This is a genomic window from Ruegeria sp. G5 (genome assembly GCF_056533365.1).
On record NZ_JBQFOK010000014.1, the window covers coordinates 36555 to 61284 of the forward strand.

Consider the following 24730-nt stretch of genomic DNA (forward strand, 5'->3'; position numbering starts at 1 on the left):
CATGGCTGATCAAACCACAAATTCGATCGCCTTCGTTGCCGACGGAACGATCCCTCCCTCGCCGCCTCCAGCCAATCAAACCGGCATTGTAAAATGGATGCGTGACAACCTGTTCTCAGGTGTTTCGAACTCGATCCTGACAATCTTGTCGCTGATCCTGATCTATCTGCTGTTGAAAAACACGTTGCCATGGATTTTTAACGGGGTCTGGAATGCCAACTCTCTGGCTGAGTGCCGGGAAATACTTGCCGGGAAATCCGGTGCATGTTTTGCGGTTTTGGCCGAGCGTTGGCCCCAGTTGATCTACGGATTTAAATACCCGGAGGAGGCCTATTGGCGGCCCAACCTGGCTTTTGTCCTTATGTTAGTTGCCATTGCGCCGGTTCTGTTCTTTGACCTGCCACGCAAAATGCTGGTGTTCACAGCTCTTTACCCGTTCATTGCCTTTTGGCTGATCTGGGGCGGTTCGATCCTAGCGCCGCTTGTTGCTTTGGCTGGATGTGTCGCTGCCGGTTTCGTGTTCCAGAAATTCGGCAAAAACAGCTTCGCTGCGGGCTTCTTTGGCGCGATCGCCGTCGCCTTGGTTGTCTGGAATGTTGGTGCGGCGCTGATCCCCGAAGGCGCGTCGGAAAATGCGCTTCTGACGGCGGTGCCGAGCCGCGACTTGGGCGGTTTCATGCTGAATATGATGCTAGGCTTGACTTGCGTGTCGTTGTCTCTGCCTCTAGGCATTGCTTTGGCTCTGGGCAGACAATCAGACATGCCGCTGATCAAGTGGGTTTGCGTCATTTTCATCGAGTTCATCCGGGGCGTACCACTGATCACGTTACTGTTTGTGGCTTCGGTAATGCTGTCCTATTTCTTCCCGCCAGACAGCACAGTCGACCTGTTCCTGCGTGTGGTGATCATGATCACCATGTTTTCGGCCGCTTACATCGCCGAGGTGATCCGGGGCGGTCTGGCCGCGCTGCCGCGTGGGCAATACGAAGCAGCAGACAGTCTGGGTCTGGATTACCCGCAGGCGATGCGGCTGATCATTCTGCCACAGGCGTTGAAGATCTCCATCCCTGGTATCGTGAACGTGGCTGTTGGTCTGTTCAAGGACACCACACTGGTTTCGGTCATCTCGATGTTCGATTTGGTGGGCATGATCCGAGGCCCAATCCTGGCGTCGACTGAATGGCAGGGCATCTATTGGGAGCTCTTTGGCTTTGCCGCGCTTCTATTCTTCGTCGTCTGCTACGGCATCTCTCAATATTCTCAGTGGCTCGAGCGTCGCCTTGCCACCGATCATCGTTAAGGAGTTCAACACATGTCTGAACTTGCAATAGAACGCGAAATTGACCGCTCCAAGATGCAGGTGAGCGACGAGGTCGCCATCGAAATCAACGGTATGAACAAGTGGTACGGGTCTTTCCACGTGCTGCGCGACATCAATCTGACCGTCAACCGGGGCGAGCGGATTGTTATCGCGGGGCCGTCAGGGTCGGGCAAATCCACTCTGATCCGCTGCCTGAACGCGCTGGAAGAACACCAGCAGGGCAAGATCGTGGTGGACGGGACTGAGCTGTCGAATGACCTCAAGAACATCGACAAGATCCGGTCCGAGGTCGGCATGGTGTTCCAGCACTTCAACCTGTTCCCGCATCTGACCATTTTGGAGAATTGCACGCTGGCCCCGATTTGGGTGCGTAAAACGCCCAAGAAAGAGGCCGAAGAACGTGCGATGCACTTCCTGGAAAAGGTGAAGATCCCCGATCAGGCGCTGAAATATCCCGGTCAGCTTTCAGGTGGTCAGCAGCAGCGCGTGGCGATTGCCCGGTCGCTCTGCATGATGCCGCGGATCATGTTGTTTGACGAACCAACATCGGCGCTGGACCCTGAGATGATCAAAGAGGTGCTCGACACCATGATCGAGCTGGCCGAGGAAGGCATGACCATGCTGTGCGTTACGCACGAGATGGGCTTTGCCCGCCAGGTCGCCAACCGCGTGATATTCATGGATGCCGGGCAGATCGTGGAACAAAATGAACCGGAAGAGTTCTTCAATAACCCGAAGAGCGAGCGGACCAAGTTGTTCCTGAGCCAAATTCTGGGTCACTGACACGCGTTTAATAAGCAGGGAAAGGCGGGGCTTTGGCCTCGCCTTTTTCTATGCCATCAACTCGCGAGGGATGGTGAAGTCCAGAACCTCTCCGATATGCCATTGAACGTCCGACCACTGGGCAATCGGCATGCGGATCACCGTGGTCGCGCAAGTGGGATAGTCGTAGAACCGTGCATGGTTTGGGGTGTCGCGCACGATTTGGCTGGCAAAAGCGGCGATGCCTGGGTTGTGACCCAGCAACAGCACAACTGGTTCAGTCGCCCCTGACAATTCGATCAGCATGTCTTCGGGCGTTGCATGGTACAGGGTGCGGTGAAAACAAATCTTCTCGGCTTGCAAGCCCATCTGATCCCAGGTCTCCCGTGTCCGCGCAGAGGTTGAGCTGAGCACTTCATCTGGAATCCAGCCGTTCTGGCGCAACCAACCCGCTATTGCCTGCGCCGACTTTCGCCCGCGTTTGTTCAGGGGACGGTCATGGTCTTCAAGGTTTGGGTCGTCCCAACTGGACTTGGCGTGGCGGGTCAGGATTAAGGTCAGGCTCATGATGGGTGGAAGGCCTTCATGTGATGCGCAGATTGCTCCGGGTCGCGACCCGCTCCGCTGCTGATCGGGCAGGACAGGCGCGCAAGGCAGCCGCTGGTCATACAGGTCTGCCCCTGATCGGTGGACAAGTGGTCATGGCAAGTTGCGACGTCATAGAAGCTATGCGCGTTGAGCGCCTGGACCGGACAAGCTGTGGTGCAGGGGGCCGGGCAGTTTGTACAAGGGGACTCGGCTGTGTTTGACGGGATGTCAAACTCACCGCTGAAATGCAGGGCGCCCCTGTATGAGATTAGCATCCCCACGGTGTCATGCACCAAGGCGCCAACCGGGCTGCTGAATGTCCGACCAGACTTTAACGCCCAATCTATGAACGGTGCGTAGGGCGGGCCGCCAAATGGGAAATGCGGAGTTGCCCCGAGATCCTGTGCCATCTGGCCAATGACGCGGGTGGACCATCGGTCCACCGGGTCTGGTCCACCCCATTCCGGTGATGCTTTAAGCACCCGCCAGAACGCGCCAGCGGCCCCTAATAGAACGAGAGTTCCGTTTTCCAGTTGCTTGGCGTCAGTAACGCGCGGGTGTAGCGCGCCCATGACGATCAGACCGGCGGCTTCGGCTGCCCGCACAACGTTGGAATATTCGAGGCTGGGCATATCCGCGGAGGTCTTTGAATGTTCCACTGCGCCCTCTCTGATGGTCTCTTAGTCCGGCCGGATCAGCGATCCTGCCCCATGTTCGGTGAAAAGCTCAAGCAGCACAGCGTTGGGTGCTCGCCCGTCCAGAATAACCACCGCGCGAACACCGCTGTGCAGCGCATCAAGCGCGGTTTCGGTTTTTGGGATCATGCCACCCGCGATGGTGCCTTCCAACGTCATTTCCCGGATCTGACCTGCCTTGAGCTCGGTCACGACCTCACCAGCGGCGTTTTTGACGCCCGAGACATCGGTCAGCAAAAGTAGACGATCCGCCTTCAGAGCGGATGCAATCGCGCCAGCGGCAGTGTCGCCGTTCACGTTGAATGTTTCACCCTCACGACCCGCACCCAGCGGGGCAATCACGGGGATCACATCATGTGAAAACAGGTCATGCAGAACCTTTGGGTTCATCTGCGAGGGTGAGCCGACAAATCCAAGTGACGGGTCGGTCTGATCGCAGATCATCAGGTTCGCGTCCTTTCCTGAAAGACCAACCGCTGAACCGCCCTGACCGTTTATCGCCTGTACAATCCGCTTGTTCACAAGGCCCGACAGCACCATTTCAACGACTTCAACGGTGGCTTTGTCCGTGACACGCTTGCCGCCCACAAACTCGGACTGGATATCCAGCTTGTCGAGCATCGCGTTGATCATCGGGCCACCGCCATGCACGATGACCGGGTTCACGCCAACCTGGCGCATGAGCACCACGTCACGGGCAAAGCTTTCCATCGCTTCATCACTGCCCATGGCGTGACCACCCAGCTTGATGACCACAATTGCCCCGTCATAACGTTGCAGGTAAGGCAAGGCGCTGTTCAAGGTTGCAGCGGTAGCGATCCAGTCCCGGTTCATATCTCGTGTCTTCATGGCTAAGTCCCTCTGACGTCCCGTGTTAGGGCCTTTGCACGGTGCTGCCAAGAGCTTAGCTATTCCAGATGCGCAATGATCGAGCGGAGCGTTGGGATACCGTCGCCTTTTTCAGACGAGGTCAGAACGATTTCCGGAAAAGCAGCCGGGTGTTTGGACAAGGCACCACGCACCTGTTCAAGAACCTGGGCACGTTCCTTGGCTTTGACCTTGTCCGATTTGGTCAGCACGCACTGGAATGTAACGGCGCTGGTATCCAGCAACTTCATGATTTCGGCATCCACCGGCTTTACACCATGGCGTGCGTCGATCAGGACAAAGGCCCGGCGAAGGGTTTGTCGGCCGCTGAGGTACTGCTTGAGAAGGCGCTGCCATTTTTCCACGACCTTGACCGGTGCGTTCGCATAGCCATAGCCGGGCAGGTCAACCAGATAAAGCTCAGGGCCTTGGGTGAAAAAATTGATTTCCTGTGTGCGGCCGGGCGTGTTTGACGCGCGCGCAAGCCCCTTTGTTCCGGTCAGGGCGTTTATGAGGCTCGATTTCCCGACATTTGAACGCCCCGCAAAACAGACTTCCAGCCGGTCTGGCGCTGGCAGACCGTTCATGGCGACGACGCCCTTAACAAACTCGGATGGTCCCGCGAACAGCTTGCGGCCGCGTTCCATCGCAAATTCATCCGGGTCTTCGGCCAAAGGGAAGGGCAGGGTGGTCATAAGACATGCACCTTGTCGCCAATTTCGATAGTGCCGCCGCGCAGCACTTCGGCATAGACACCGAAATCCTGATGGCCCCATGTATCCAGCGCGCCCAGCGTATCGGCATCGCGCGCACCGGTTTCTGGGTTCGCCGTCGTTGCAAGGCACCGCGTAATGCGTTCGCGCACAACGAACACCGCTTCACCGATCTGAACCTCGCGGTCCAGCCATTCAAACTCTTCCCACAAAGGCAGGCCATCAAACCAGATGTTGCCCCGCCAACGTTTTATCGACAGCTGCGTCCCCAATTTCTGTTCTACCGCCCGATGCGACGCCATGTTGAACAGACTGACGGATGGATAATCGCTGTCGGTCATGCCGCGCCCCGGCACACGGACAATGCGGGCCGAGGCCGCACGGTCAGCGGGCATCAGAGGTTTGACCCAATCCAGGAACGCATCCTGCTCTGTATCTGGCTGAAAGCAGATGTCCTTGAGATCTGGATGCCGGAGCGTGACCATGTCCCCGTCCGTTTCCGCGGATATTGCCATCAGACCGGGCGCTTTTGAACCTCGGCTGAAATTCTGACAGGGTGCCCATTCTGATCCATCCGCTTTAGATGCCTCATGCGCAACCGCCCAAATGCGATCCCCGGGCATGGTCTGTCCGGGGGTCATTGTTACGGTCTGCACAGCTTCGCGGCCATGGCTTTTGATAGGGTGCCGCCAGAGGCTGGTCACTTTACCTGTCATTTGTCATCCGTCTTTGGCGTACGCTTGAACCCGGATTTGATGTTGCCAAATACGTCCGGTTTGTAGCCCTGGCTGCGCATGATCAGGTATTGCTGCGTAAAGGTGATCGTGTTGTTTGCAATCCAGTAGACGACCAGACCGCTGGCAAAGCTGCCCAGCATGAACATGAATACCCATGGCATCCAAGCAAAGATCATCGCTTGCGTCGGGTCGGTTGGCGCCGGGTTCAGTTTCTGCTGCAGCCACATTGAGATACCCAGCAACAGCGGCAAGATACCAATAAAGATCAGCGCCAAGAACGTTTCCGGCTGCGGCCCTGCAAAAGGCAGCAGGCCGAACAGGTTCATGATCGAGGTCGGGTCAGGTGCGCTCAGGTCCTGGAAAGGGCCGAACCAAGGGGCCTGACGCAGTTCGATCGTGACAAAGATCACCTTGTAGAGTGAGAAGAAGATCGGGATTTGCATCAAGATCGGAAGGCAGCCCGCGGCGGGGTTCACCTTTTCTTTCTTATACAATTCCATCATGCCTTGCTGCATCTTCTGGCGATCGTCGCCCGCGGCTTCTTTCAAAGCCTCCATCTGCGGCTGCAGTTCCTTCATCTTGGCCATCGAGACGTAGGATTTGAAAGCCAACGGGAACAGGATCGCCTTGATGATCAAAGTCAGGCCGATGATGGACCAGCCCATGTTGCCGATCAGGGCGTTGATGTTGTGCAGCAACCAGAAAATCGGCTTGGTCAGGAAATAGAACCAACCCCAGTCAATGCTGTCGATGAACTTCTGAACGCCTTCTCCCTGGTATTCGCGGATGGTTTCCCATTCCTTGGCACCAGCGAACAGACGTGTCGTGACTTCTTCGGTGGTGCCCGGCGCAACGCTGAGCGTCGGCAGAACCGTTTCGGTCTGATAAATCTTGCGCCGCGCGTCGTATTTCGCGGCGGCTTTAAAGGCGGACCCTTCCTCGGGGATCAGGGTGGTCATCCAATAGTGATCGGTGAACCCGACCCAGCCGCCTTCTTTGACTTGGAACACTTCGGCCTGCGCGCGTTCGTTCGGGTCGATGTCAAAATCACGGACGTCGCCATAATCGATCTCGTCCAGAACGCCGTCGGCCATGACCATCACGCCTTCATGCAGGATGAAGAAGTTCTTCAGGTCTGGCAGATCGCCATCTTCACCGATGCCGTGACGGGCAAGAATCCCGTATGGGGCCATTCCGACTTCGGACTGCGTGTTGTTTTCAACAGATTGGGTGACGTCGAACATGTAGTTCTCATCAACCGTAATCGTCCGGCGAAATGTCAGTCCGTTGCCATTTTCCCAGACCAGTGTGATGGGTGTGTCCACACCCAATGTCTCACCATCTTCCAGCGTCCACAGAGTATTCGGACCGGGCACGTCCTCACCGGCTACGCCAGCACCGGGGGCCCAGCCGTACAATGCGTAATAGGCAGATTCCGAGCCGACCGGTGAAAGCAATTCGACAATCGGCGCGCCTTCCTCGATTGAGACCTTGTAGTCTTTCAGGAACAGCTCATCGATCCGGCCGCCGGACAAGGACAGGCTGCCTTTCAGGCGGGGGGTATCGATTTCAACCCGTGGGGCTTCGGCGTCAGGCAGTGTTTCCTCGGCCGCAGCCGTCGCTTCGCCGGTCGCGCCTGTGCTGGTTGCACTGGGCGTTTGAACCTCGTTGGCTCCGGTGGCGCTGATTTCGGCCTGATCGGTGACTGCAGTTTGCTCGGGCGGTGGGAACAGCACGAACCAAACCAGGATCACGAGAAAGCTGAGCGCGGTTGCGAGGATGAGGTTCTTATTCTGATCGTCCATCTGGGACAGCCACCTTAAGCAGTGAAACACACTCGGTGGGTTCAACAGAGTGCAGCCCCAAAGGTCAAGCGGATTCGCCTGTCAAACCGTCGCGGATGGGCCTTTTGTGACGGATTCCGGCGATTATCGGCCCGCCTTCCGCCCAATTTCAGGAACACCCTGAACCTTGTTCTGATGCGCGGCGATCCAGTCGAGGGTCTTTTCAAACGGCATCGGCTTACCGATCCCGAACCCTTGCACATGGTCGCAGCCAAGTTGCGCCATCAGGGCATGTTCGCCTGGCGTCTCTACGCCTTCGGCCAGCGTTTCGACATTCAACCGTTCTGCCATTGTCAGAATGGCGCTGACCAGTTGCTGTTGGCTGGCATCCCGGTCCGCTTTTGCGACGAAAGACCGGTCTATCTTGATGCGCGAGACATCGAAGCGTTTGATCGACGCAATCGAAGCGTGACCTGTGCCGAAATCATCGAGGTCAATGCAACATCCCAGTTCCGACAAGCTGGTGACATTCCGGGTGATGACATCATCTGGACGGCGCGAAAACACGGTCTCAAGCACCTCGACAGCCAATCGGTCCGGGGTCAGGTCGTTTTGGTCCAGTTCCCATTTCAGCCGGTCGATCAGAGCGGGATCGCGCAACTCATCAGATGAAAAGTTCACGCCAATTCTGGGGACAACGACCCCTGCGCGATCCCATGCGCGCATTGCCGCGAAAGCATGGTGCCGCATGGCCTGTCCCAGTCGCTCCATCAACTCGGCCTGTTCAGCGAAAGGCAGAAAAATGTGTGGGCCCAGAACGCCTTTTTGCGGATGTTCCCAGCGGGCCAAAGCCTCGAACCCTGTGACCCGACCCGTATCCGTTGATATCTGAGGCTGAAACCAAGGCCGGATTTCCCCGCTGTCCAAAGCGGCGTCAAAGTCTTTGCGTAAATTTGCGCGAATGCGCGAACGCCTCTTCGTTTCGCTGGAATAGGCGCGAATGGTTGATGGTCCGGTACGCTGCGCCTCGGACAACGCGGCTGTGGCGGCATCTATCCATGCTTGAAACCCCTCGTCGCGGACACTTGTGAGCAGGCTGAACCCGACGGAACAAGACACATAAGTGCCGCTACCGTTAAGATTTACCGGCTCCTCAACCGCGGTCTGTATGCGCCCTGACATTTGAATACACGCCTCAAGATCCAGGTGTTTTGAGGGGTGCAAGCCAATCGCAATCTTGTCCTGATCCAAACGTGCAGCAATGTCGTTGGATCGAACGGCTGATTGAACGCGGCCGCAAAACTGGTCGGCAAGATGATTGGCCGCGGCATTCCCATGCAATTCCAGAAACGCATCAAAATTGTCTATGGCAACAATCATGCAGGCGGCTTCCTCGCGCAGATTGCAGCCCGCTTTGAAAAAGACCTCCATCTCGCTCGCGAAAGCGCCAAGGGTTTTCAAACCGCCTGTTTCAGTGTGACCGTTAGCTGAGGAGAGCCGTTCAGACAGTGTGGACGCGATTGCCACGATCACGGGCAGCGTCAGGGCCACGACTGCCAAAGCGATTTCGCCCCCGGTCCAGAAAGCAGCGAGGGTTATAGCAGGAACGAAAGCCAAGGCTTGCGGGCCACTGAACGTGGTGGTCAGAATGTCAAGAACTCTGTTGGCCGAGATTTTTTTCCGCATCAGATTACAGACCTTTCCCTTGGGCGTCGCGCGCTTGGGGTAACCCTAGGAAACCAATCTGAGTCAGACGTTAACGCAGCTGTGGAATTTCACCCGCATTTTTGTCTTTTTCCTGCGGATCCAGCGAGAGGCCTGCAAAATCGAACAGTTTGGGGTCCAAAAGATGCGAGGGACGGGCATTGGTCAACGCGCGGAACATGACCTGACGCCGCCCTGGGCTGTTCTTTTCCCACTGATCCAGAATCTGCTTTACCTGCTGACGTTGCAGCCCGTCCTGGCTGCCACAAAGATCGCAAGGAATAATAGGATAGTTCATGGTCTTCGCGAATTTTTCGCAATCGGCCTCGGCCACGTGGGCAAGAGGGCGATAGACGAACAGATCGCCTTCTTCGTTCACCAGCTTTGGAGGCATCGTTGCCAGACGCCCGCCATGGAAGAGGTTCATAAAGAACGTCTCGAGGATATCGTCGCGGTGATGGCCCAACACAACTGCCGAACAGCCTTCTTCCCGCGCGATCCGGTACAGATTCCCGCGGCGCAGGCGAGAGCACAGCGCACAATAGGTTCTTCCCTGCGGAACTTTGTCCATTACGACCGAGTATGTATCCTGATACTCGATGCGATGGGGTACGCGCATGCGCTCCAGAAATTCAGGCAGAACGGTCGCCGGAAAACCCGGTTGCCCCTGGTCCAGATTGCAGGCCAGAAGATCGACGGGCAGCAATCCACGCCATTTCAGCTCGTACAACACAGCCAACAGAGTGTAGCTGTCTTTGCCGCCTGACAGGCAGACCAGCCAGCGGGGCGTCTTGCCGCCCTTTTCATGAACAGACGCGTCCACCATCCCGTACTGCTCAATCGCTTCACGGGTCTGGCGCACGATGCGTTTCCGCAGTTTCTTGAACTCGGTAGAGGAAGGTGCGCCAGCAAAAAGCGGGTGGATATCGTCAGCTTCGTCAAACATGGGCAGCCCCTACAATAGTTGGCTCAAACGGGCAAGGGCGCGGCTTGGCCCAGACGCCCCAGCAGGGCGTCTGTGTGCAGCCTGGTGACTGACCCGGGAATGCGGCCGCTGTCTTGCGTGAGTCTGGTTGCGATAAACCCGTCCGCTACTGCATTCGGGGCTTTCCGCAGTAAAAGTGATGCGGACAGTAACAACGCAGTGCGCTCGGCAAACCAGCGCGCCTCAGCCTCGATTGGAAGGGTGGACCAGCGATCACGGTAGGCGCGTAACGCTGCATCATACCTGCGGTCTGCACCCTTGGCGGCATCCAGTTCGGCCTGCAGAACGTCGTTTGCCATCGGTTCCCGGCTGAGGGTGCGAAGGATATCCAGACAAATCACGTTCCCCGATCCCTCCCAGATGCCGTTCAGAGGCGCCTCGCGATAGATTAGCGGCATCGGAGTGTCCTCAACGTAGCCCATTCCGCCAAGGATCTCCATCGCCTCGGCGGCAACGACGTGGCAGCGTTTGTTGTTTGAAAACTTCGCCAACGCAACGCTGATCCGGGCAAAGGCCCGGTCTTCGGCGGATTGCCCGTCGAATGCCTGGGCCACACGTAGCCCCAATGTCAGGGCGCTTTCCCAATCCAAAACCAAATCCGCCAGAACGGATCGCATCAACGGCTGATCAATCAAACGCCGCTGAAAAGCGCTGCGGTGAGTTACCCAATGATGCGCTTCGACCAAAGCTGCACGCATCAATCCGGCGGGGGCCATGGCCGTGTCGAGGCGTGTGTGATGCACCATCTCAAGGATTGTGCGGACGCCTGCGCCTTCGTCACCCAATTGAAAGGCCATTGCATCGTGATACTCAATCTCGGCAGAGGCGTTGGACTTGTTGCCAAGTTTGTCTTTCAATCGCATGAGGTGGATTGGATTACGCTCGCCTTCCAGCCAGCGCGGCACCAGAAAACAAGTCAGACCACCCGGAGCCTGCGCAAGGGTTAGAAAGCCATCAGACATTGGGGCTGAGCAGAACCACTTATGCCCCCGCAAACGCCAGTGCGCGCCGTCCTTCGTGGCAATTGTCGTGTTCGTCCGCACGTCCGAGCCACCTTGCTTTTCGGTCATTGCCATGCCGAGTGTGGCGCTTTTCTTAGTTGCGATGGGCGTCTGTGACGGGTCGTAGTCAAAAGCTGTCAGCTTTGGACCCCAAGTTTCCGCGATTTCCGGGTTTGCCGACAAAGCGGGCACTGCCGCATAAGTCATTGTCAACGGGCAGCAGTGGCCCGGCTCGACCTGACTGGCCAGATAGACCATCGCGGCGTGGGTTGTGTGACCTCCAGGTTGGCCATCCCACGGCAGGGCGGCATAACCGGCGGTCTGACTGAGGCGCATCATCTGATGGTAGGCCGGGTGAAACCGCACTTGGTCCAGCCGCCGCCCGCTGCGGTCAAACGTCTGCAATTCCGGAGGATGAGTGTTGGCGGTGAGCCCAGCCTGACGCGTTACATGCAATCCCAAGGTTTTGCCGTATTGGGCCAATGGGGTCGTGCGGCCTTGGGTATGCTTGACGCTGCCTTGCAGCACCGGATCCGATAGCCAAAGATCTATCGCGCCACGTTCCGGCGGCTGATTGAAGACTTCGTGTGTGGAAAGGGTGTGCTTGCCGTTGACTGTCATGGATTGAGTGTCCAGCGGCCTTTGTTTCTGGTCAAGCCTAAGCGAGGCCTACGGCAGGTCGTCCGGTTTATCTGGAACGGGGTCGTAACCATCGCCCCCCCACGGATGGCAGCGGCCGATACGTCTGGCGGTCAGCAGCGCGCCCTTAAACGCGCCATGCTTTTCCAGTGCTTCCAGCGCATAGGCAGAGCAGGTGGGCTGATAGCGGCAGTTATGTCCGACCCAAGGGCTGAAAAGCAGCCGATAGGCTTGAACGGGCAGGGCAAAGATGCGCGCCAGCAAAGTCACTTGCTGTCGCCGTGCAATTTACGAACGGCATAGCGAAGGTCGTTCAAAAGGGCCTCAAATTGGCGCGCGGCAGTTACCTCGGCGCGACCAATCAGGACGTAGTCCCAGCCAACGCGACCGCATTCAGGCAATACCGCGCGGGCCGCTTCGCGCAGACGCCGCTTGGCGCGGTTGCGTGCCACGGCATTGCCGACCTTCTTTGAGCAGGTAAAGCCGACCCGAATGCCATCGGCCTCATCGGCAGAGCGTTTGCGTGCCTGTACCATCATCGACGATGTTCCCTGCCTGCGCGCGCGTGCTGCTTTCAGGAAATCCGATCGTTTCTTAAGAATGGTCAGCGTTTGAGGCGCACAAACGGACGCCGCCGGGGGCTTTACCCTCGGCTGGTGTTTACCATCCTCAGGGGCCTCCGGCGGCGTCATGTTCATAACCTGAAAGGTCGAGCGGCTTACGCGCTCAACGATTTGCGGCCACGTGCACGGCGCGCATTCAGGATTTTGCGGCCGGCCTTGGTGGCCATGCGCGCGCGGAAACCGTGGCGGCGTTTGCGAACCAGGTTCGAAGGCTGATAGGTGCGTTTCATCGCTCCGTCTCCAATCTATAGCGGTCGGGTGCGGCGCGGATTCGCCTTGCCCTAGTGTTCGAAGCCCGTCCTCTACTGGGTGGCGGGGGGTAAGTCAAACCCCTAGGTGGGGGTTTTGTCTCCTTTTGCAACAATTCTGTAACCGGACCGGCTCAAAAGTTTCAAAATGAGGGCTTTATCCCCGTACACCCTCACTTTACCCGATGTGAAGATCAACGCGGCGTGAGGCCCCTGTTGCTGCGCGGCCTGACGTCGCATGTTGTGAATAGATGAAACGTACGAAACCGGACAGCCACATGAGCGATACAACTCAGGCCCCGCGCAACGGCCTTGCGCGGCACATCCCCTTGCTGGTGATTCTCGCGGTCGCCACCCTGGGGTTCTTTACACTGGGCGATTACCTGACCTTCGAAACACTGCGCGACAACCGCGAAGCGCTTTTGGCGTGGCGGGATGCCAACTATTGGGCGATGGCCGGCGCGTTTGTCGGAATATACATCGTGATTGTGGCCTTCTCGTTGCCCGGGGCTGCCGTCGCCTCGATGACTGGGGGGTTTCTCTTTGGTCTTTTCGCCGGAACCGTGTTCAACGTATTTGCGGCCACGATCGGGGCATCGGCGATCTTTCTCGCCGCCCGCTGGGGATTGGGCGAATCCCTGACCGCCAAGCTGGAGTCATCCGAAGGGACGGTCAAAAAGCTCAAGGATGGGTTGCGTGAAAACGAAATCTCAGTCCTCTTCCTGCTGCGTCTTGTCCCGGTGGTCCCTTTCTTTGTGGCCAATCTGGTGCCCGCGCTTGTCGGGGTTAAGTTCCGCAACTTTCTGTTCACGACCGCTTTGGGCATAATTCCGGGCGGCATCGTTTACACTTGGATCGGCGTGGGGCTGGGCGGCGTGTTCGATCGCGGAGAAACGCCGGATGTCTCGCTTTTGTGGGAACCTTTTGTCATTGGTCCGATCATTGGCCTGTGCATCCTGGCGGCGTTACCGATCGTGATTAAATCCCTGCGTGGCCGAAAGGACGGCTGAAATCATGCAAGAACTGAAGACCGATATCCTGGTGATTGGCGCCGGGTCAGGTGGCTTGTCCGTCGCTGCCGGAGCTAGCCAGATGGGTGCCGACGTGGTCCTGCTGGAGGGTCACAAGATGGGTGGTGACTGTCTGAATTTTGGCTGTGTGCCCTCAAAGGCCCTGATCGCCAGCGGCAAAGCGGCCTATGGTCAGGCGCATTCATCTGCACTTGGTGTGGCGGATGTGGTGCCGCAGATCGACTACGCGGCGGCTAAGGATCACGTGCATGACGTCATCGCCCAGATCGAACCAATGGACAGCCAAGAGCGGTTTGAAGGGTTCGGCGTCAAGGTAATCCGCGAATACGGTAGCTTTGTATCCCCCACACAGGTGCAGGCGGGGGATACGACGATAACCGCGCGACGCGTGGTCATTGCGACGGGATCGTCACCGCTGGTCCCGCCGATCCCCGGTTTAGATCAGGTGCCGTATTATACAAACGAGACGATCTTTGATCTGCGCGAAAAGCCTGACCACCTTTTGATCATCGGCGGCGGCCCCATTGGTATGGAAATGGCACAGGCTCATATCCGCTTGGGTTGCAAAGTTACTGTGATCGAAGGCCTCAAGGCGCTGGGTAAGGATGATCCCGAGGCCGCAGCCATCGTGCTGGATACGCTTCGCGCTGAGGGTGTCGAGATCCATGAACAGGCGATGGTCGCGCAAATCCGCCGTTCGGGCGACAAAGTCGAAGTGGTGACCGAGACGGGCCAGATTTATTCCGGCTCGCATCTTTTGCTGGCGGCAGGGCGCAAGGCCAATGTCGACCGTCTGAACCTTGCTGCGGCGGGGATCGACCGCACGCGAACCGGGATACAGGTCGACGACTCGCTGCGGACCACAAACAGCAAAGTCTACGCGATCGGAGATGTTGCCGGCGGCCTGCAGTTCACCCACGTGGCAGGATATCATGCGGGCGTCATTATCCGGTCGGCGCTGTTCGGATTGCCGTCCAAGGCAAAAACCGCCCATATCCCATGGGTAACCTACACTGACCCTGAATTGGCCCAGGTGGGGCTGACCGAAGCTGAAGCGCGCGCGCAACACGGAGACAAGCTTGAGGTTGCGCGCTTTGATTACCATCACAATGACCGTGCGATTTCGGAACGGAAAACAAAGGGCTTTATCAAGGTAATGGTCTTAAAAGGCCGCCCCGTTGGCGCTACAATCGTGGGGCATCAGGCCGGAGAATTGATCAACTTGTGGTCGCTTGCGTTGGCGAATAACCTGAAGATGGGACAGATCGCCGCGATGGTTTCGCCCTATCCGACGATCGGAGAGCTTAACAAACGGGTGGCGGGTGCCTATTTCTCGCCAAGGCTGTTTGATAATCAGACGGTTAAACGAGTGGTCAGGTTCGTCCAGCGCTGGATGCCCTGACGGGGAGGAGAGTGCAAAGTGAACTCGCTGTCGGGCCGATTTCTGATCCTGACCACGGTCTTCGTCATGTTGGCCGAGATCCTGATCTTTGTCCCTTCGATCGCGCGTTTTCGTGAAGATTTCCTGCTGAACAGGCTCGAGCGCGCCCAAATCGCGTCACTGGCACTGCTGGCCGATGACATGCTGGCCGACGACCTTGAGGCCGAGCTGCTGGCCAACGCGGGTGTTTACAATGTCGTCCTGCGTCGGGATGAGGTGCGTCAGCTTATGCTTTCGTCCCCAATCCCAGAGCAGATTACGAAAACATACGACTTGCGCGACGCCAGCCCTTGGATTCTGATCCGCGACGCCATCGCGCGCATGTTCACGCCCGAAAACGAAGTGATCCGCGTTATTGGGGAACCTGTCAAAGGTGCTGGCCTGCTGATCGAGGTGACGACAGATAGCATGCCGTTGCGTGTCGCCATGACGGAATACGGTTTGCGTATCCTGGGTCTGTCGTTTGTGATCTCCATCATAACCGCCTTCTTCCTGTTCCTTGCTGTTCGTGTGGTTTTGGTGAAACCGATCAAGGGAGTGGTTGGGTATATGCAGCGCTACGCCAGCGCCCCCGAAGACGCGCGCGGCATCATTTCGCCAAACTCCAAAGTATCCGAACTGCGCGAAGCCGAAGAGGCGTTGCAGCAGTTGCAGACGGAACTGACACAGGCGCTGAAACAACGCGAGCGGCTTGCCCAGCTGGGCGGTGCCGTCGCCAAGGTCAGTCACGATCTGCGTAACATCCTGACATCCGCGCAGCTGTTCACCGACCGGATCGAGTCCAGTGATGATCCGTTGGTCGGACGATTGGCGCCCAAGCTGGTGAACTCGATCACGCGGGCGGTTTCTCTGTGCGAAAGCACCCTGGCCTTTGGGCGGGCCGAGGAGCCAGCGCCAACCCTTACCATGGTGCCACTGCGCAATGTGGCCGAAGACGTCGTAGCCAGTGAGCAGCTTGCAGTTGCAGATGCCTGTGTCGAGATCAGAAACGAAGTACCCGAGGATCTGGTGGCGCGTGCTGATCCAGAACAGGTTTTCCGCGTTCTTATGAACCTTGTAAGAAACGCCAGGCAGGCATTGGTCGCGGCGGGCAAGCCCGGGAAAATCACGATCGCAGGCTGTGAACACGAAAACAACTGGTGCATCGAGGTCAAAGATACCGGACCCGGTCTGCCACCCAAAGCACGGGACAATTTGTTCACGCCTTTTCAGGGCGGGGTGCGCAAAGGGGGCTCGGGTCTTGGGCTTGCCATTTCTCAGGAACTGGTGCGTGGGCATGGAGGGGATCTGGTTCTTGCGGAAACCGGACCGATGGGCACAACCTTTGAAATCCGGCTGCCCAGAGGCGACGTGACTTTTTAAAACATTTTTGCAGAATCGGCTTGCGCCTCCTGCGGACCGGGTCTACATAGCGCCACACCAACGCGGACCGATAGCTCAGCTGGATAGAGTACTTGACTACGAATCAAGGGGTCGGGGGTTCGAATCCTCCTCGGTCCGCCACTTGGTGCTCTTGAACGTCACACGAACCTGACCCAACCGTCACAGTGCGACCAGGACAGGGCGAACGCTCAACATCGGATGGCGCACCAAGCCGAAAACTACTTTTGCAATGAAATTAGCAACAAGCTGCCGATCCGCACGATGACGCGCTGCAGAAAAGGTCGGCTATGAGCCCATACCTACCAAATGCTGCGCATAGCGCGAGTGACTGCTTTGGACTTCCTACGCTCGAATCTCTTCACGCATAAACTCGACAAAGGACTTAACACGCGGCTTTCGAAAGGCCGAAGGCAACTGCACGCTTTGGATCGGCAAAGTGCGGGAATGGAACTCCGGAAAGAGTTGCACAAGACGTCCGGTTTCAAGGTCGTCCCCCAAAAACACATCTGGGCATATGAAGATGCCGCTCCCTGCGCGCGTCGGAACGAGGCAGGCGGGAGGACTGTTTGCGAGAAATGGGCCAGAGACAGGCACCTGCACGGTTTGCCCTTCGATCTGGAAGGGCCAGCGGTTTGGATCCGGGTTGTTCGCATCTCGAATGCAAATGTGGTCCGAGAGTTCCGCAGGATGTGAAGGTGCGCCATGTTCTTCAAGGTAGGAAGGGGTCGCGACGACTTTCATATGCGTTTCACCAAGCTTGCGAACGACCAAACTGGAGTCACTGAGCGCGCCGATCCGTATTGCGATATCGAAACCGCCCTTGGCCAGATCGGCATAATGATCCGACAAGTCCAATTCGACCGTGACGTTCGGGTGTTGCTCTACGAAGCGGCTTGCTGCTTTAGCCACCGCCGTGTCGCCATAGGTAAGGGGCGCGGCCACACGAACGATGCCCTTCAAGCCCTCTGAAGCGTCAAACTCAGTCTCCAACTGCTCCATCTCAGCCAGCACTCGTCGCGCTCCTTCCAGATATCGCTCCCCCTCGTGGGTCAGCGACATAGACCTGGTGGTGCGATGGAGAAGATTCAGCCCAACCATGTTTTCGAGCTGTGCGACACGCTTGCTGACCAGCTTGTTTGAAATGCCAAGCCGTTGTCCGGCGGCGGCAAAAGAACCGGATTCCACAACAGCCACGAAGCTCTGCATCCCGTCGATCCGGTCCATAGAATTGTCTCCATTTGCGCGATACACACTCGCTCTTATCGCCATTTTATGGAGAAAAGACCATCGCTAAGTTCCTCTCAAGCTTAATCGCAGGAGAAAAGAACATGGCAGCGTCAGACGCCCCCATCTCAATAGGTCAGGTCGCCCTGACGGTGCGCGATCTGGATAAGACCGCCACCTTCTATGAAGACGTGATTGGCCTCGGCCTGATCGAACGCGACGGTGAAAGCGCCTACCTCGGCACCGAGGCTGGAACGCTGATCGAGCTGCGCCAGGACCGAAACGCCAAACCCTTTCCTAAAGAGGCGGGGCTGTTTCACACGGCATTTCTGTTGCCTTCCAAACAAGACCTCGGCGCATGGCTGATCTACGCGGATGAGCGCGGTGTTCGCCTGGACGGGGCATCCCACCACGGTGTCAGCGAGGCGCTTTATCTGAACGATCCCGAAGGAAACGGCATCGAAATCTATCGTGACCTGCCTCGCAAAATGTGGAAACGCGAGGGCGATACCGTCCACATGACAACGCACCCGCTCGATCTGAAATCACTCACAGAAGATGCCACACAGTGGCAAGGCGCACCACAAGGCACAGTCATCGGACACGTTCATTTACGTGTCGGTGATGTCAGCAAAGCAGCGAAATTCGTTACTGACGAACTGAGTATGGTTCAGACCTTTGAGCTGCCCTCAGCCCGCTGGTTCGGGTCCGGTGGCTACCATCACCACCTAGCTACAAACGCTTGGCAATCCAAGGGAGTAGGCTCGCGCTCTGCTGGGGCCACTGGTCTCACAAGTGTTGAGCTGTTGGCAGACCCCAAAACTCTCACGCCCGGCCGCAAGGTCGACCCGTGGGGCACTGAATTCACGATCAACTCGGCGCAAGCCTGCGCCGCGTGAATATCGTCAAATCAAACCAAGAGAGTACAACAACAATGACACCTAAAGAGCTCGTATTGGAGGCTGTAGCCGCCATTTTCGTCAACTTCGACGCAACCGCAGCCGAACAACTGCTGGCAAATGACTACATTCAGCACAACCCTGCTGTACCCACAGGTGCCGCTCCAATCCTGGGGTTTATCCCCGGTCTTAAGGAAAGCGGGATCGAGGTGGACATCCACCGGGTCATCACGGAGGGCGATATCGTCGTCCTGCATACCACCTACAACAACGCCCAGGCGTTTGGTGCAGACACCTTGGTTGGCTTTGATGTCTTCCGCGTCGAGGACGGAAAGGTTGCAGAACACTGGGACAACCTGACACCAATCACACCGCCGAACCCGTCGGGTCATACTCAGACCGATGGTCCAACTGAGATAACCGATCTGGATAAGACCGCTGAGAACAAGGCGCTGGTCACAGACTTTGTGCACACCATCCTGAAGGATGGCGACGTTGACCGGATAACCGAATTTCTGTCGACGGAGACCTACATACAGCACAACAGCAACATTGCTGACGGTCTGGACGGTTTGGGTGCGGCTCTTGCAGGCATGGCCGAGCAAGGCATCCAGATGATCTACACGGACGTCCACATTGTTGTGGCCGAGGGCAACTTTGTCTTCACCGCCTCCGAGGGCACGTTTGCCGACAAGCCGACTGCCTTCTATGACCTGTTCCGCGTCGAAGACGGCAAGATCGTTGAGCATTGGGACGTAATCGCGGACATCCCGTCCGAGATGACCCACGACAATGGAAAGTTTTGATCGGGTGCCATCATGAAAGCGTTCTTGATCACCCTGATAATGCTCGTAGGAGGTAACGCAATGGCACAAGACGTCGGCGTCATTGAAATTGTGACGATGGACCTTGCTGAAGGCGTTACACCGCAAGAGTTCGAACCTGTTGATAAAGTCATCGAAGATGAGCATGTCAGCAAACAACCAGGCTTTGTCTCGCGCCAAGCTGCATTCACAGATGGCAAATGGGCAGTGGTAGTTAACTGGGAAAGTGCCGAAGACGCCCAAGCGTCCATGGATAGCTTTGCATCAGCACCCGCTGCTGAACGATTCATGAGCATGATCGATGCAACCACAATGTCGATGACACGCTACAATTTAGCGCGATAGCAGACAAACAGAAGGGCGGCACTACGAGGTAGTTGCCGCCCTCCCCTGGTTGTTGTCGCGTTGTTCGGGATGCGCACTCACATGGCACGACATCTCGTTCTCGATAGCGAACTGTTAGGGCGCTAAATTGACAGTCTATCACTCCATAAGTTCGATCTCGCCCGGGCGCCACGATCCGTCGAACCAAGGCTCGAGAGGGCCATACAATCGCAGTACGGTCGACCAAGATTTGCCCGGCATCGTCTGTATCCAGTTGCCCTCTTTGCCTTCAGGCGCTTCAGGCGCGAACCAGACAGTGTAACTTCCGTCTTCATTCGCTTCCAATGTAGCTTGGTTGCTGTCGACCCCTGCGAGTTTCTGATCAGTTTCGAGCAGTGAACGGGTTTGGGTGTCGTAAACGACGAAAGACCAGTAATCCTGCGCGGGCGGATTTGGCGGGATGGTGACGGAATAGGTGTTGCTCCCATCGAAGTAGTTCCCGTCACTGTCCCGGTTTGCCAGCGCATATTGCGACCCGACACCAACCTTTTGTGCAACCATGGCAGGAGTAATGCCAGTCGCGTAGTAGTGGAACAGGGTCCGCGCATCGAGGATTTTCACGTCCCCCGCCTGGAACTCATGATTGCCACCGACGAACGCCGTCTTCCAATACCCTTCGTCATAGTAGAATGGCGCACGCGAGCGAGGAGCAAAATTCAACGACTTAGCCGCCGCCGTGCCCAATGCGACTGCCTCTGTGAGCAGCAGCCTCAGTTCGTCATCGGGTTCAAATGGTTCACCTTTTCGGATACCCAGCGAGAACATTGCTCCCATCAATTCATCGGGAAGTGCTCCTTCCGCTTCGTTGTCTACAACGGCCTTCATCTCTTCAAAGAAGGAAAAGTCATTGGCGTGTATCGTGTTGAACTGAAGATCAGTCAGGTTCACAAATTCCTGATCGGGCGGCGCGTCGCGGTCTTCCCACCGGTAAACACGAAGAGTTTCCTTCACACGATCCACTGCGGCTCCAACGCCGTCTTCCCCATAAAACGCACGCAACAGAAACCAGTTCCGATAGCTTGGCGGCTTCACAATATAGTAACCGTCGTCCGGCAACTCACCTTCATAGTCGGGCGGAACGATCAAGAACTTCCCACCCTCGCCAGCGTCAGGCCCAGCGTTCCCGATGTCAGTGACATAACGCATATAGGCATCGTTCACGAACCCCAGCATGCCCGGCGGCACGTCGTAAACCACTGGCCCTTCGGACAGGTCCGTACAGTTAAGAATGTAGATTGTCGTGGTGTTCGGCGTGAGAAGAAGCGAACGGGCGTTATACAGGTCTTCAAAGATCCCGATCTTCATCGGATCAACGCCAGCGCCCTCTTCGAGCCCGTGACACATTGCATATGTTGAGGCTGCAGGCATTCCATCCATGAATACCTGCATGCCACGCATGAAATTTAATGCGTTATACGACAGCTTAGCTGTATCCGGCGTCGGCAAGCCGTCAAAATATTCCAACGTTCCAAATCGTGTCTCCACCTGATCCGGTACGATTATGCTATCCGGAACTTCAGCCTTGTACTCTTGGGCTGGAGATTGCGATGCGAGTACCAGGGCGGTCAGCACGGCTAACGACTTTGTTTTCATTGTTCACTCCATTGGGAATTTTTGTTTGTTTTGATCAGTTTACTTTTTCTAGATCGCCCAGCATCCAGCCACTTTCCAACCATCCGTCTTGCGGCCCATATAGACGGAACAAAAGGAAGTACGGCTCTGTGGTTGGTATCCAGTTGCTTTCCTTGCCTTCCGGTGCCTCCGGTCCAAAAAAGATGTCGTAAGAACCGTCTTCATCGGCTTGCATAGAGTCTGTGTCGCGCTCGGACAGACCCACTGGATCAACGTTCCGGATGAAGCTCTTGGTCTCCATCGAATAAACAATCACGGACCAGAAATCGTCGGCAGGTGTGTCTGCTGGCACGTTAAGTCTGTAAGTTTGATTGTGGTCGTACATGTCGCCGTCGCTGTCGCGAAGGCCCGTCAGATAAAAGGTACCGCCACCGAGTTGTTTCGGCAGGTACGTGATCCAGAAGTAGCTGCCGCCCGCACGCGCATCCACAAGTACCTCTGTCTCAGTCTCATACGGGAAGCCTGCCTCGGGTTGACCTTCGGCAAAGTCCCATATCAGCCACTGGCTTTTCATCTCGCCGCTATCGTCGACCCAGAGCGGTATCATGGCTTTGCCGGGCGTAACAAAGTAGTTCTGCATAGAGGCATACGCCAACAACAAACCCTCATTCATTGCTTTCAACTGAATTTCCGATGGTTCGAAAGGTTTTCCCTTTTCGATCCCGAGATCCTTCAGGAAATTTACCATGACCTTGTCTTGTTGTCTGACGGGGTTGTTTTGAACGTAATCATTCAAGTCCTGAAAGAAGGTCTCGTTGTAGTATGGAAGCGAGTCGTACGGCACTTCTGACGCTTCGAGATAGTTGTTGGGTGGTGGATTGTCAGCCTCAGACAGGTAGTACACTTTGATCGTCTGAGCGTACTCGGCCGCATCGGTGTCCGTTCCGCCATTCGTCAGTTTTGGCCGGAACGAAAAACCATATTCGTAGGTATCTGTTTCAAAGGGAAGGTATCCCGCTTCAGTTAATTCCTCCAGCGACATTTCCCCTTCGTAGCCTGGGGGTAGCATGAGGTACTTGCCGCCGGCACCTTCATCGAAACCATCGGGACCTACGTCCACAATAGGAACATCCCAAGCATTCACGATTGTACCGAAGTAGTTCACCTTGTCGGTGGCAGCGGGCACTTCAATGACAAGGGGACCGGGTTCGGAGGTCATTGAAGCCCAAGCATAGGCCGTAACATCGTTGGCCGTAAGAAACCCATGTTTGGAGTCGAACGGCTTGTTGAGATAAATGATGTCATTGTAGTCGCCACCGAGGTCGCGGCGAATGCCCTTGAGGAAATCGATCATACCGGCGGCAGGCATTCCCCAGATGGCCGTCTGGGTGGCACGCTGCACCATAATCTTGTACTCGATGTCCTCGACCTCGGCTGATCGTGCAAGGATGTCGCCCGTGTCGTTGAAGGACTGGGAGAAAACTGGTGAAGCAGAAATACCTGCGCCGAGCACCATTCCCCAAAAATGCATCGAAAAACCGCCGTGTAATGGCCGAAGTATTTTCATATTGCAATGCTCCCTGCTGTTTAGGGAAAGCTTGCACATCCGTTCAGCCGATGCGTATCATTTCACGACACGCGGGCGAACAAGCGGGTTGACGGATTGAACCTACCACCGATGATTTCGGCTAAGGCCTTGGGCGCGATGCCCCAGTTTGTGCTTGAGGCCGCTGGGGAAAGACGCTTGTTGCGTGCTTTTGACTCTGCCGATCTTCCTGTTCACTTCATTGAGGAAAGAGGCGGTTACATCTCGGAGCATGCCTTGGCGACCTTTGTGCACGAAGCCGCACGATCCACGGGACAACAAAACATCGGATTGTTGTGGTCACCGTATCTCACTGTCGCTGACTACGGCGCCTGGGGGAGTTACGTTCTTTCTGCTCCAACGCTGGGGGCAGCGCTAATACGAGCTTCTGCCGTCATGCCATTTCATTCGTCTACGGATCGCGCGTGGCTTGAAACTTCGGGCACAAGCGCGCGCTACTGTTATCGTTTTGGACTTCGCTCGCATTTCGCGTATCCGGACATCGGCTTCTCGGCCGTTGGGGTTTTTTTGAGCATATTCCGCGCGTATTTAGGAAGCGACTGGAAGCCATCTGCCGTGCTCTTGGACTTCCCGAAGGTTCCTGGATTTGTCGAGGCAGAAGACACCTACGCTTGTCCTGTAATCTGGAACGCCTCCCGGCTTGGGGTTGATTTTGATGCATCGGCTTTGCGAGCCGAAACCACGCCCAAAAAACTTACCGGCGGCTCGACAACCGTCGGAGATATTTCTCGCGAACGATTGGGCGGCCCACCTCAAACACTTAGAGGACAAGTCGAGGAAGTGGTTTGGCAACAACTTCATCGGGAGGAAATGTCGATTGATGCCACCGCGCGTTCGCTCGATCTTGGCGTTCGCACACTACAACGGAAGTTAGCAACCGAAGGGGTTCGTTTTCGCGAAATCGTCAACGATGTCAGGGTAGCAAGGGCCGAGGAACTCCTCACAGATACGCGCGAGACAGTCTCCAGTATCTCCTCCATGCTAGGATATGAAACCGCAAATAATTTCAGCCGCGCATTTAGGAAGGTGACGGGACTGACGCCCTCTGACTATCGCAAGATGAACTCCGACAATAGTTGACTTGTGGGTCGCGAGAGCAATCTTCCAATGTCTGCTTTGTCCGCATAGCCGACTTTGATCCAATGGCAATAAAGTCCACAAACCGGCCTTTTGCTCACGCCGCTATTGCTGAAGCAGCATTTGCTCGCCGCTGCAGAATGCTTGTTGTTGCGGTGCGGCGCAAGTCATCGAAGCAGACAGTCCATGGCGTAGATCCGGCTGAAACCGAAACCAAGCTTTCGCCGCAGTCCAATCCGACAACTCAGACGCGGACAAACCTGGTGTTCCGCACTGGAATATGGATGTCTACTTAGGCGTGCTAAGCTGATCCCTTCCCTGTCAACAACGCGATTGCACTTAAATTGCACTAAAGACGTCATCCGCTTGTCCTGGGTCGATACGGCCAAAGTCGCCTGCATCGTTGCCCCATTCTCGGTCGGAGGAACCGGTGAACTCATCATCCAAACAGAGGTGTCACAGTACGTCTGCCCCGAGCTGTAGATCCTTTCCACTTACACCAAAGCCATCCATCACCATTTTCGATGCCAGCAGAGCGCCCGGTAGAACGGAAAAGAAAACAAGACCGTTGGGCTGGGTCGCGCTGCCCGACGATCTCAAGCAACAGATGGATGCCGTCGTC

At 56.4% G+C, this 24730-nt stretch carries 24 protein-coding genes and 1 tRNA gene; 10 read left to right on the forward strand and 15 right to left on the reverse strand.

Annotation, left to right across the window (positions count from 1 at the left end; translation table 11 throughout):
* Position 1 precedes the first annotated feature (1 nt).
* Entirely contained in the window at positions 2 to 1300 is a 1299-nt protein-coding gene (locus ACR0BD_RS18770; protein WP_480832709.1) for an amino acid ABC transporter permease, read from the forward strand.
* A 12-nt stretch (positions 1301 to 1312) separates the two neighbouring features.
* Positions 1313 to 2104, forward strand: coding sequence for an amino acid ABC transporter ATP-binding protein (locus ACR0BD_RS18775; RefSeq protein ID WP_480699698.1), 792 nt, complete (start codon positions 1313 to 1315; stop codon positions 2102 to 2104).
* Positions 2105 to 2152: 48 nt separating this feature from the next.
* Here ACR0BD_RS18775 and ACR0BD_RS18780 read toward each other — a convergent pair whose 3' ends face one another.
* The 12 genes from ACR0BD_RS18780 to rpmH all read right to left on the reverse strand — a co-directional run bounded on the left by ACR0BD_RS18780 (position 2153) and on the right by rpmH (position 12649).
* Positions 2153 to 2650 carry a SixA phosphatase family protein gene (locus ACR0BD_RS18780; RefSeq protein ID WP_480832711.1) on the reverse strand — a complete coding sequence of 166 codons (498 nt, stop codon included), beginning with the start codon at positions 2648 to 2650 and terminating at the stop codon, positions 2153 to 2155.
* Complete coding sequence (locus tag ACR0BD_RS18785; RefSeq protein ID WP_480832713.1) at positions 2647 to 3303, reverse strand: ferredoxin; 657 nt, start codon at positions 3301 to 3303, stop codon at positions 2647 to 2649. Before ACR0BD_RS18785 ends, ACR0BD_RS18780 begins: the two co-directional genes overlap by 4 nt.
* Before the next feature lie 48 nt (positions 3304 to 3351).
* The gene (argB, locus tag ACR0BD_RS18790; RefSeq protein WP_480832715.1) at positions 3352 to 4215 is read right to left on the reverse strand and encodes an acetylglutamate kinase; all 864 of its coding nucleotides are present in this window, start codon (positions 4213 to 4215) and stop codon (positions 3352 to 3354) included.
* Positions 4216 to 4274: 59 nt separating this feature from the next.
* On the reverse strand, positions 4275 to 4928 hold the full coding sequence (yihA, locus tag ACR0BD_RS18795) for a ribosome biogenesis GTP-binding protein YihA/YsxC (protein ID WP_480832717.1): 654 nt from the start codon (positions 4926 to 4928) through the stop codon (positions 4275 to 4277).
* On the reverse strand, positions 4925 to 5662 hold the full coding sequence (locus tag ACR0BD_RS18800; protein WP_480832719.1) for an MOSC domain-containing protein: 738 nt from the start codon (positions 5660 to 5662) through the stop codon (positions 4925 to 4927). The genes yihA and ACR0BD_RS18800 overlap by 4 nt, the downstream gene beginning before the upstream one ends.
* Positions 5659 to 7488: a membrane protein insertase YidC gene (gene yidC, locus ACR0BD_RS18805; RefSeq protein WP_480832720.1), complete on the reverse strand. Its 1830-nt coding sequence runs from the start codon at positions 7486 to 7488 to the stop codon at positions 5659 to 5661. The genes ACR0BD_RS18800 and yidC overlap by 4 nt, the downstream gene beginning before the upstream one ends.
* 123 nt (positions 7489 to 7611) lie before the next feature.
* Complete coding sequence (locus ACR0BD_RS18810) at positions 7612 to 9153, reverse strand: putative bifunctional diguanylate cyclase/phosphodiesterase (protein ID WP_480832722.1); 1542 nt, start codon at positions 9151 to 9153, stop codon at positions 7612 to 7614.
* Between the two features lie 70 nt (positions 9154 to 9223).
* Positions 9224 to 10117, reverse strand: a complete 894-nt coding sequence (gene ttcA / locus ACR0BD_RS18815; RefSeq protein WP_480832724.1) for a tRNA 2-thiocytidine(32) synthetase TtcA — start codon at positions 10115 to 10117, stop codon at positions 9224 to 9226.
* A 23-nt stretch (positions 10118 to 10140) separates the two neighbouring features.
* Entirely contained in the window at positions 10141 to 11778 is a 1638-nt protein-coding gene (locus ACR0BD_RS18820) for an acyl-CoA dehydrogenase family protein (protein ID WP_480832725.1), read from the reverse strand.
* Between the two features lie 48 nt (positions 11779 to 11826).
* The gene (gene yidD, locus ACR0BD_RS18825) at positions 11827 to 12066 is read right to left on the reverse strand and encodes a membrane protein insertion efficiency factor YidD (protein WP_480832727.1); all 240 of its coding nucleotides are present in this window, start codon (positions 12064 to 12066) and stop codon (positions 11827 to 11829) included.
* The gene (gene rnpA / locus ACR0BD_RS18830; protein WP_480832729.1) at positions 12063 to 12488 is read right to left on the reverse strand and encodes a ribonuclease P protein component; all 426 of its coding nucleotides are present in this window, start codon (positions 12486 to 12488) and stop codon (positions 12063 to 12065) included. Before rnpA ends, yidD begins: the two co-directional genes overlap by 4 nt.
* A 26-nt stretch (positions 12489 to 12514) precedes the next feature.
* Positions 12515 to 12649: a 50S ribosomal protein L34 gene (gene rpmH / locus ACR0BD_RS18835; protein WP_005980833.1), complete on the reverse strand. Its 135-nt coding sequence runs from the start codon at positions 12647 to 12649 to the stop codon at positions 12515 to 12517.
* A gap of 296 nt (positions 12650 to 12945) precedes the next feature.
* Here rpmH and ACR0BD_RS18840 point away from each other — a divergent pair, with 296 nt between their 5' ends.
* From ACR0BD_RS18840 to ACR0BD_RS18855, 4 genes are all read left to right on the forward strand, one after another.
* A complete protein-coding gene (locus ACR0BD_RS18840) occupies positions 12946 to 13677 on the forward strand; it encodes a TVP38/TMEM64 family protein (RefSeq protein WP_480832750.1) in 732 nt (243 codons plus the stop codon).
* A 4-nt stretch (positions 13678 to 13681) separates the two neighbouring features.
* On the forward strand, positions 13682 to 15100 hold the full coding sequence (locus ACR0BD_RS18845; RefSeq protein ID WP_480832731.1) for a dihydrolipoyl dehydrogenase family protein: 1419 nt from the start codon (positions 13682 to 13684) through the stop codon (positions 15098 to 15100).
* A gap of 18 nt (positions 15101 to 15118) precedes the next feature.
* Positions 15119 to 16501, forward strand: a complete 1383-nt coding sequence (locus ACR0BD_RS18850; protein ID WP_480832733.1) for a sensor histidine kinase — start codon at positions 15119 to 15121, stop codon at positions 16499 to 16501.
* 64 nt (positions 16502 to 16565) lie between these two features.
* Positions 16566 to 16642 (forward strand) — tRNA-Arg (locus ACR0BD_RS18855).
* A 222-nt stretch (positions 16643 to 16864) separates the two neighbouring features.
* Here ACR0BD_RS18855 and ACR0BD_RS18860 read toward each other — a convergent pair.
* Positions 16865 to 17746: a LysR family transcriptional regulator gene (locus ACR0BD_RS18860; RefSeq protein ID WP_170379999.1), complete on the reverse strand. Its 882-nt coding sequence runs from the start codon at positions 17744 to 17746 to the stop codon at positions 16865 to 16867.
* A 104-nt stretch (positions 17747 to 17850) separates the two neighbouring features.
* On the opposite strand from ACR0BD_RS18860, the gene ACR0BD_RS18865 reads away from it, so the two are divergent.
* The 3 genes from ACR0BD_RS18865 to ACR0BD_RS18875 are packed head-to-tail and all read left to right on the forward strand — an operon-like array spanning position 17851 to position 19814.
* The gene (locus ACR0BD_RS18865; RefSeq protein WP_480832735.1) at positions 17851 to 18645 is read left to right on the forward strand and encodes a VOC family protein; all 795 of its coding nucleotides are present in this window, start codon (positions 17851 to 17853) and stop codon (positions 18643 to 18645) included.
* A 35-nt stretch (positions 18646 to 18680) separates the two neighbouring features.
* Positions 18681 to 19451 (forward strand): nuclear transport factor 2 family protein, encoded by a 771-nt coding sequence (locus tag ACR0BD_RS18870; RefSeq protein WP_480832737.1) that lies wholly within the window; start codon positions 18681 to 18683, stop codon positions 19449 to 19451.
* Between the two features lie 60 nt (positions 19452 to 19511).
* Positions 19512 to 19814: a hypothetical protein gene (locus tag ACR0BD_RS18875; RefSeq protein WP_214648679.1), complete on the forward strand. Its 303-nt coding sequence runs from the start codon at positions 19512 to 19514 to the stop codon at positions 19812 to 19814.
* A gap of 138 nt (positions 19815 to 19952) precedes the next feature.
* Here the strand turns inward: ACR0BD_RS18875 and ACR0BD_RS18880 are convergent, their stop codons facing one another.
* Together ACR0BD_RS18880 and ACR0BD_RS18885 are read right to left on the reverse strand one after the other, a co-directional pair.
* Entirely contained in the window at positions 19953 to 21446 is a 1494-nt protein-coding gene (locus tag ACR0BD_RS18880) for a DUF1254 domain-containing protein (protein WP_170380003.1), read from the reverse strand.
* 34 nt (positions 21447 to 21480) lie between these two features.
* Entirely contained in the window at positions 21481 to 22992 is a 1512-nt protein-coding gene (locus ACR0BD_RS18885) for a DUF1214 domain-containing protein (RefSeq protein WP_480832740.1), read from the reverse strand.
* A gap of 111 nt (positions 22993 to 23103) precedes the next feature.
* On the opposite strand from ACR0BD_RS18885, the gene ACR0BD_RS18890 reads away from it, so the two are divergent.
* Positions 23104 to 24111 (forward strand): helix-turn-helix domain-containing protein, encoded by a 1008-nt coding sequence (locus ACR0BD_RS18890; protein ID WP_170685169.1) that lies wholly within the window; start codon positions 23104 to 23106, stop codon positions 24109 to 24111.
* The last annotated feature ends 619 nt before the right edge of the window (positions 24112 to 24730 follow it).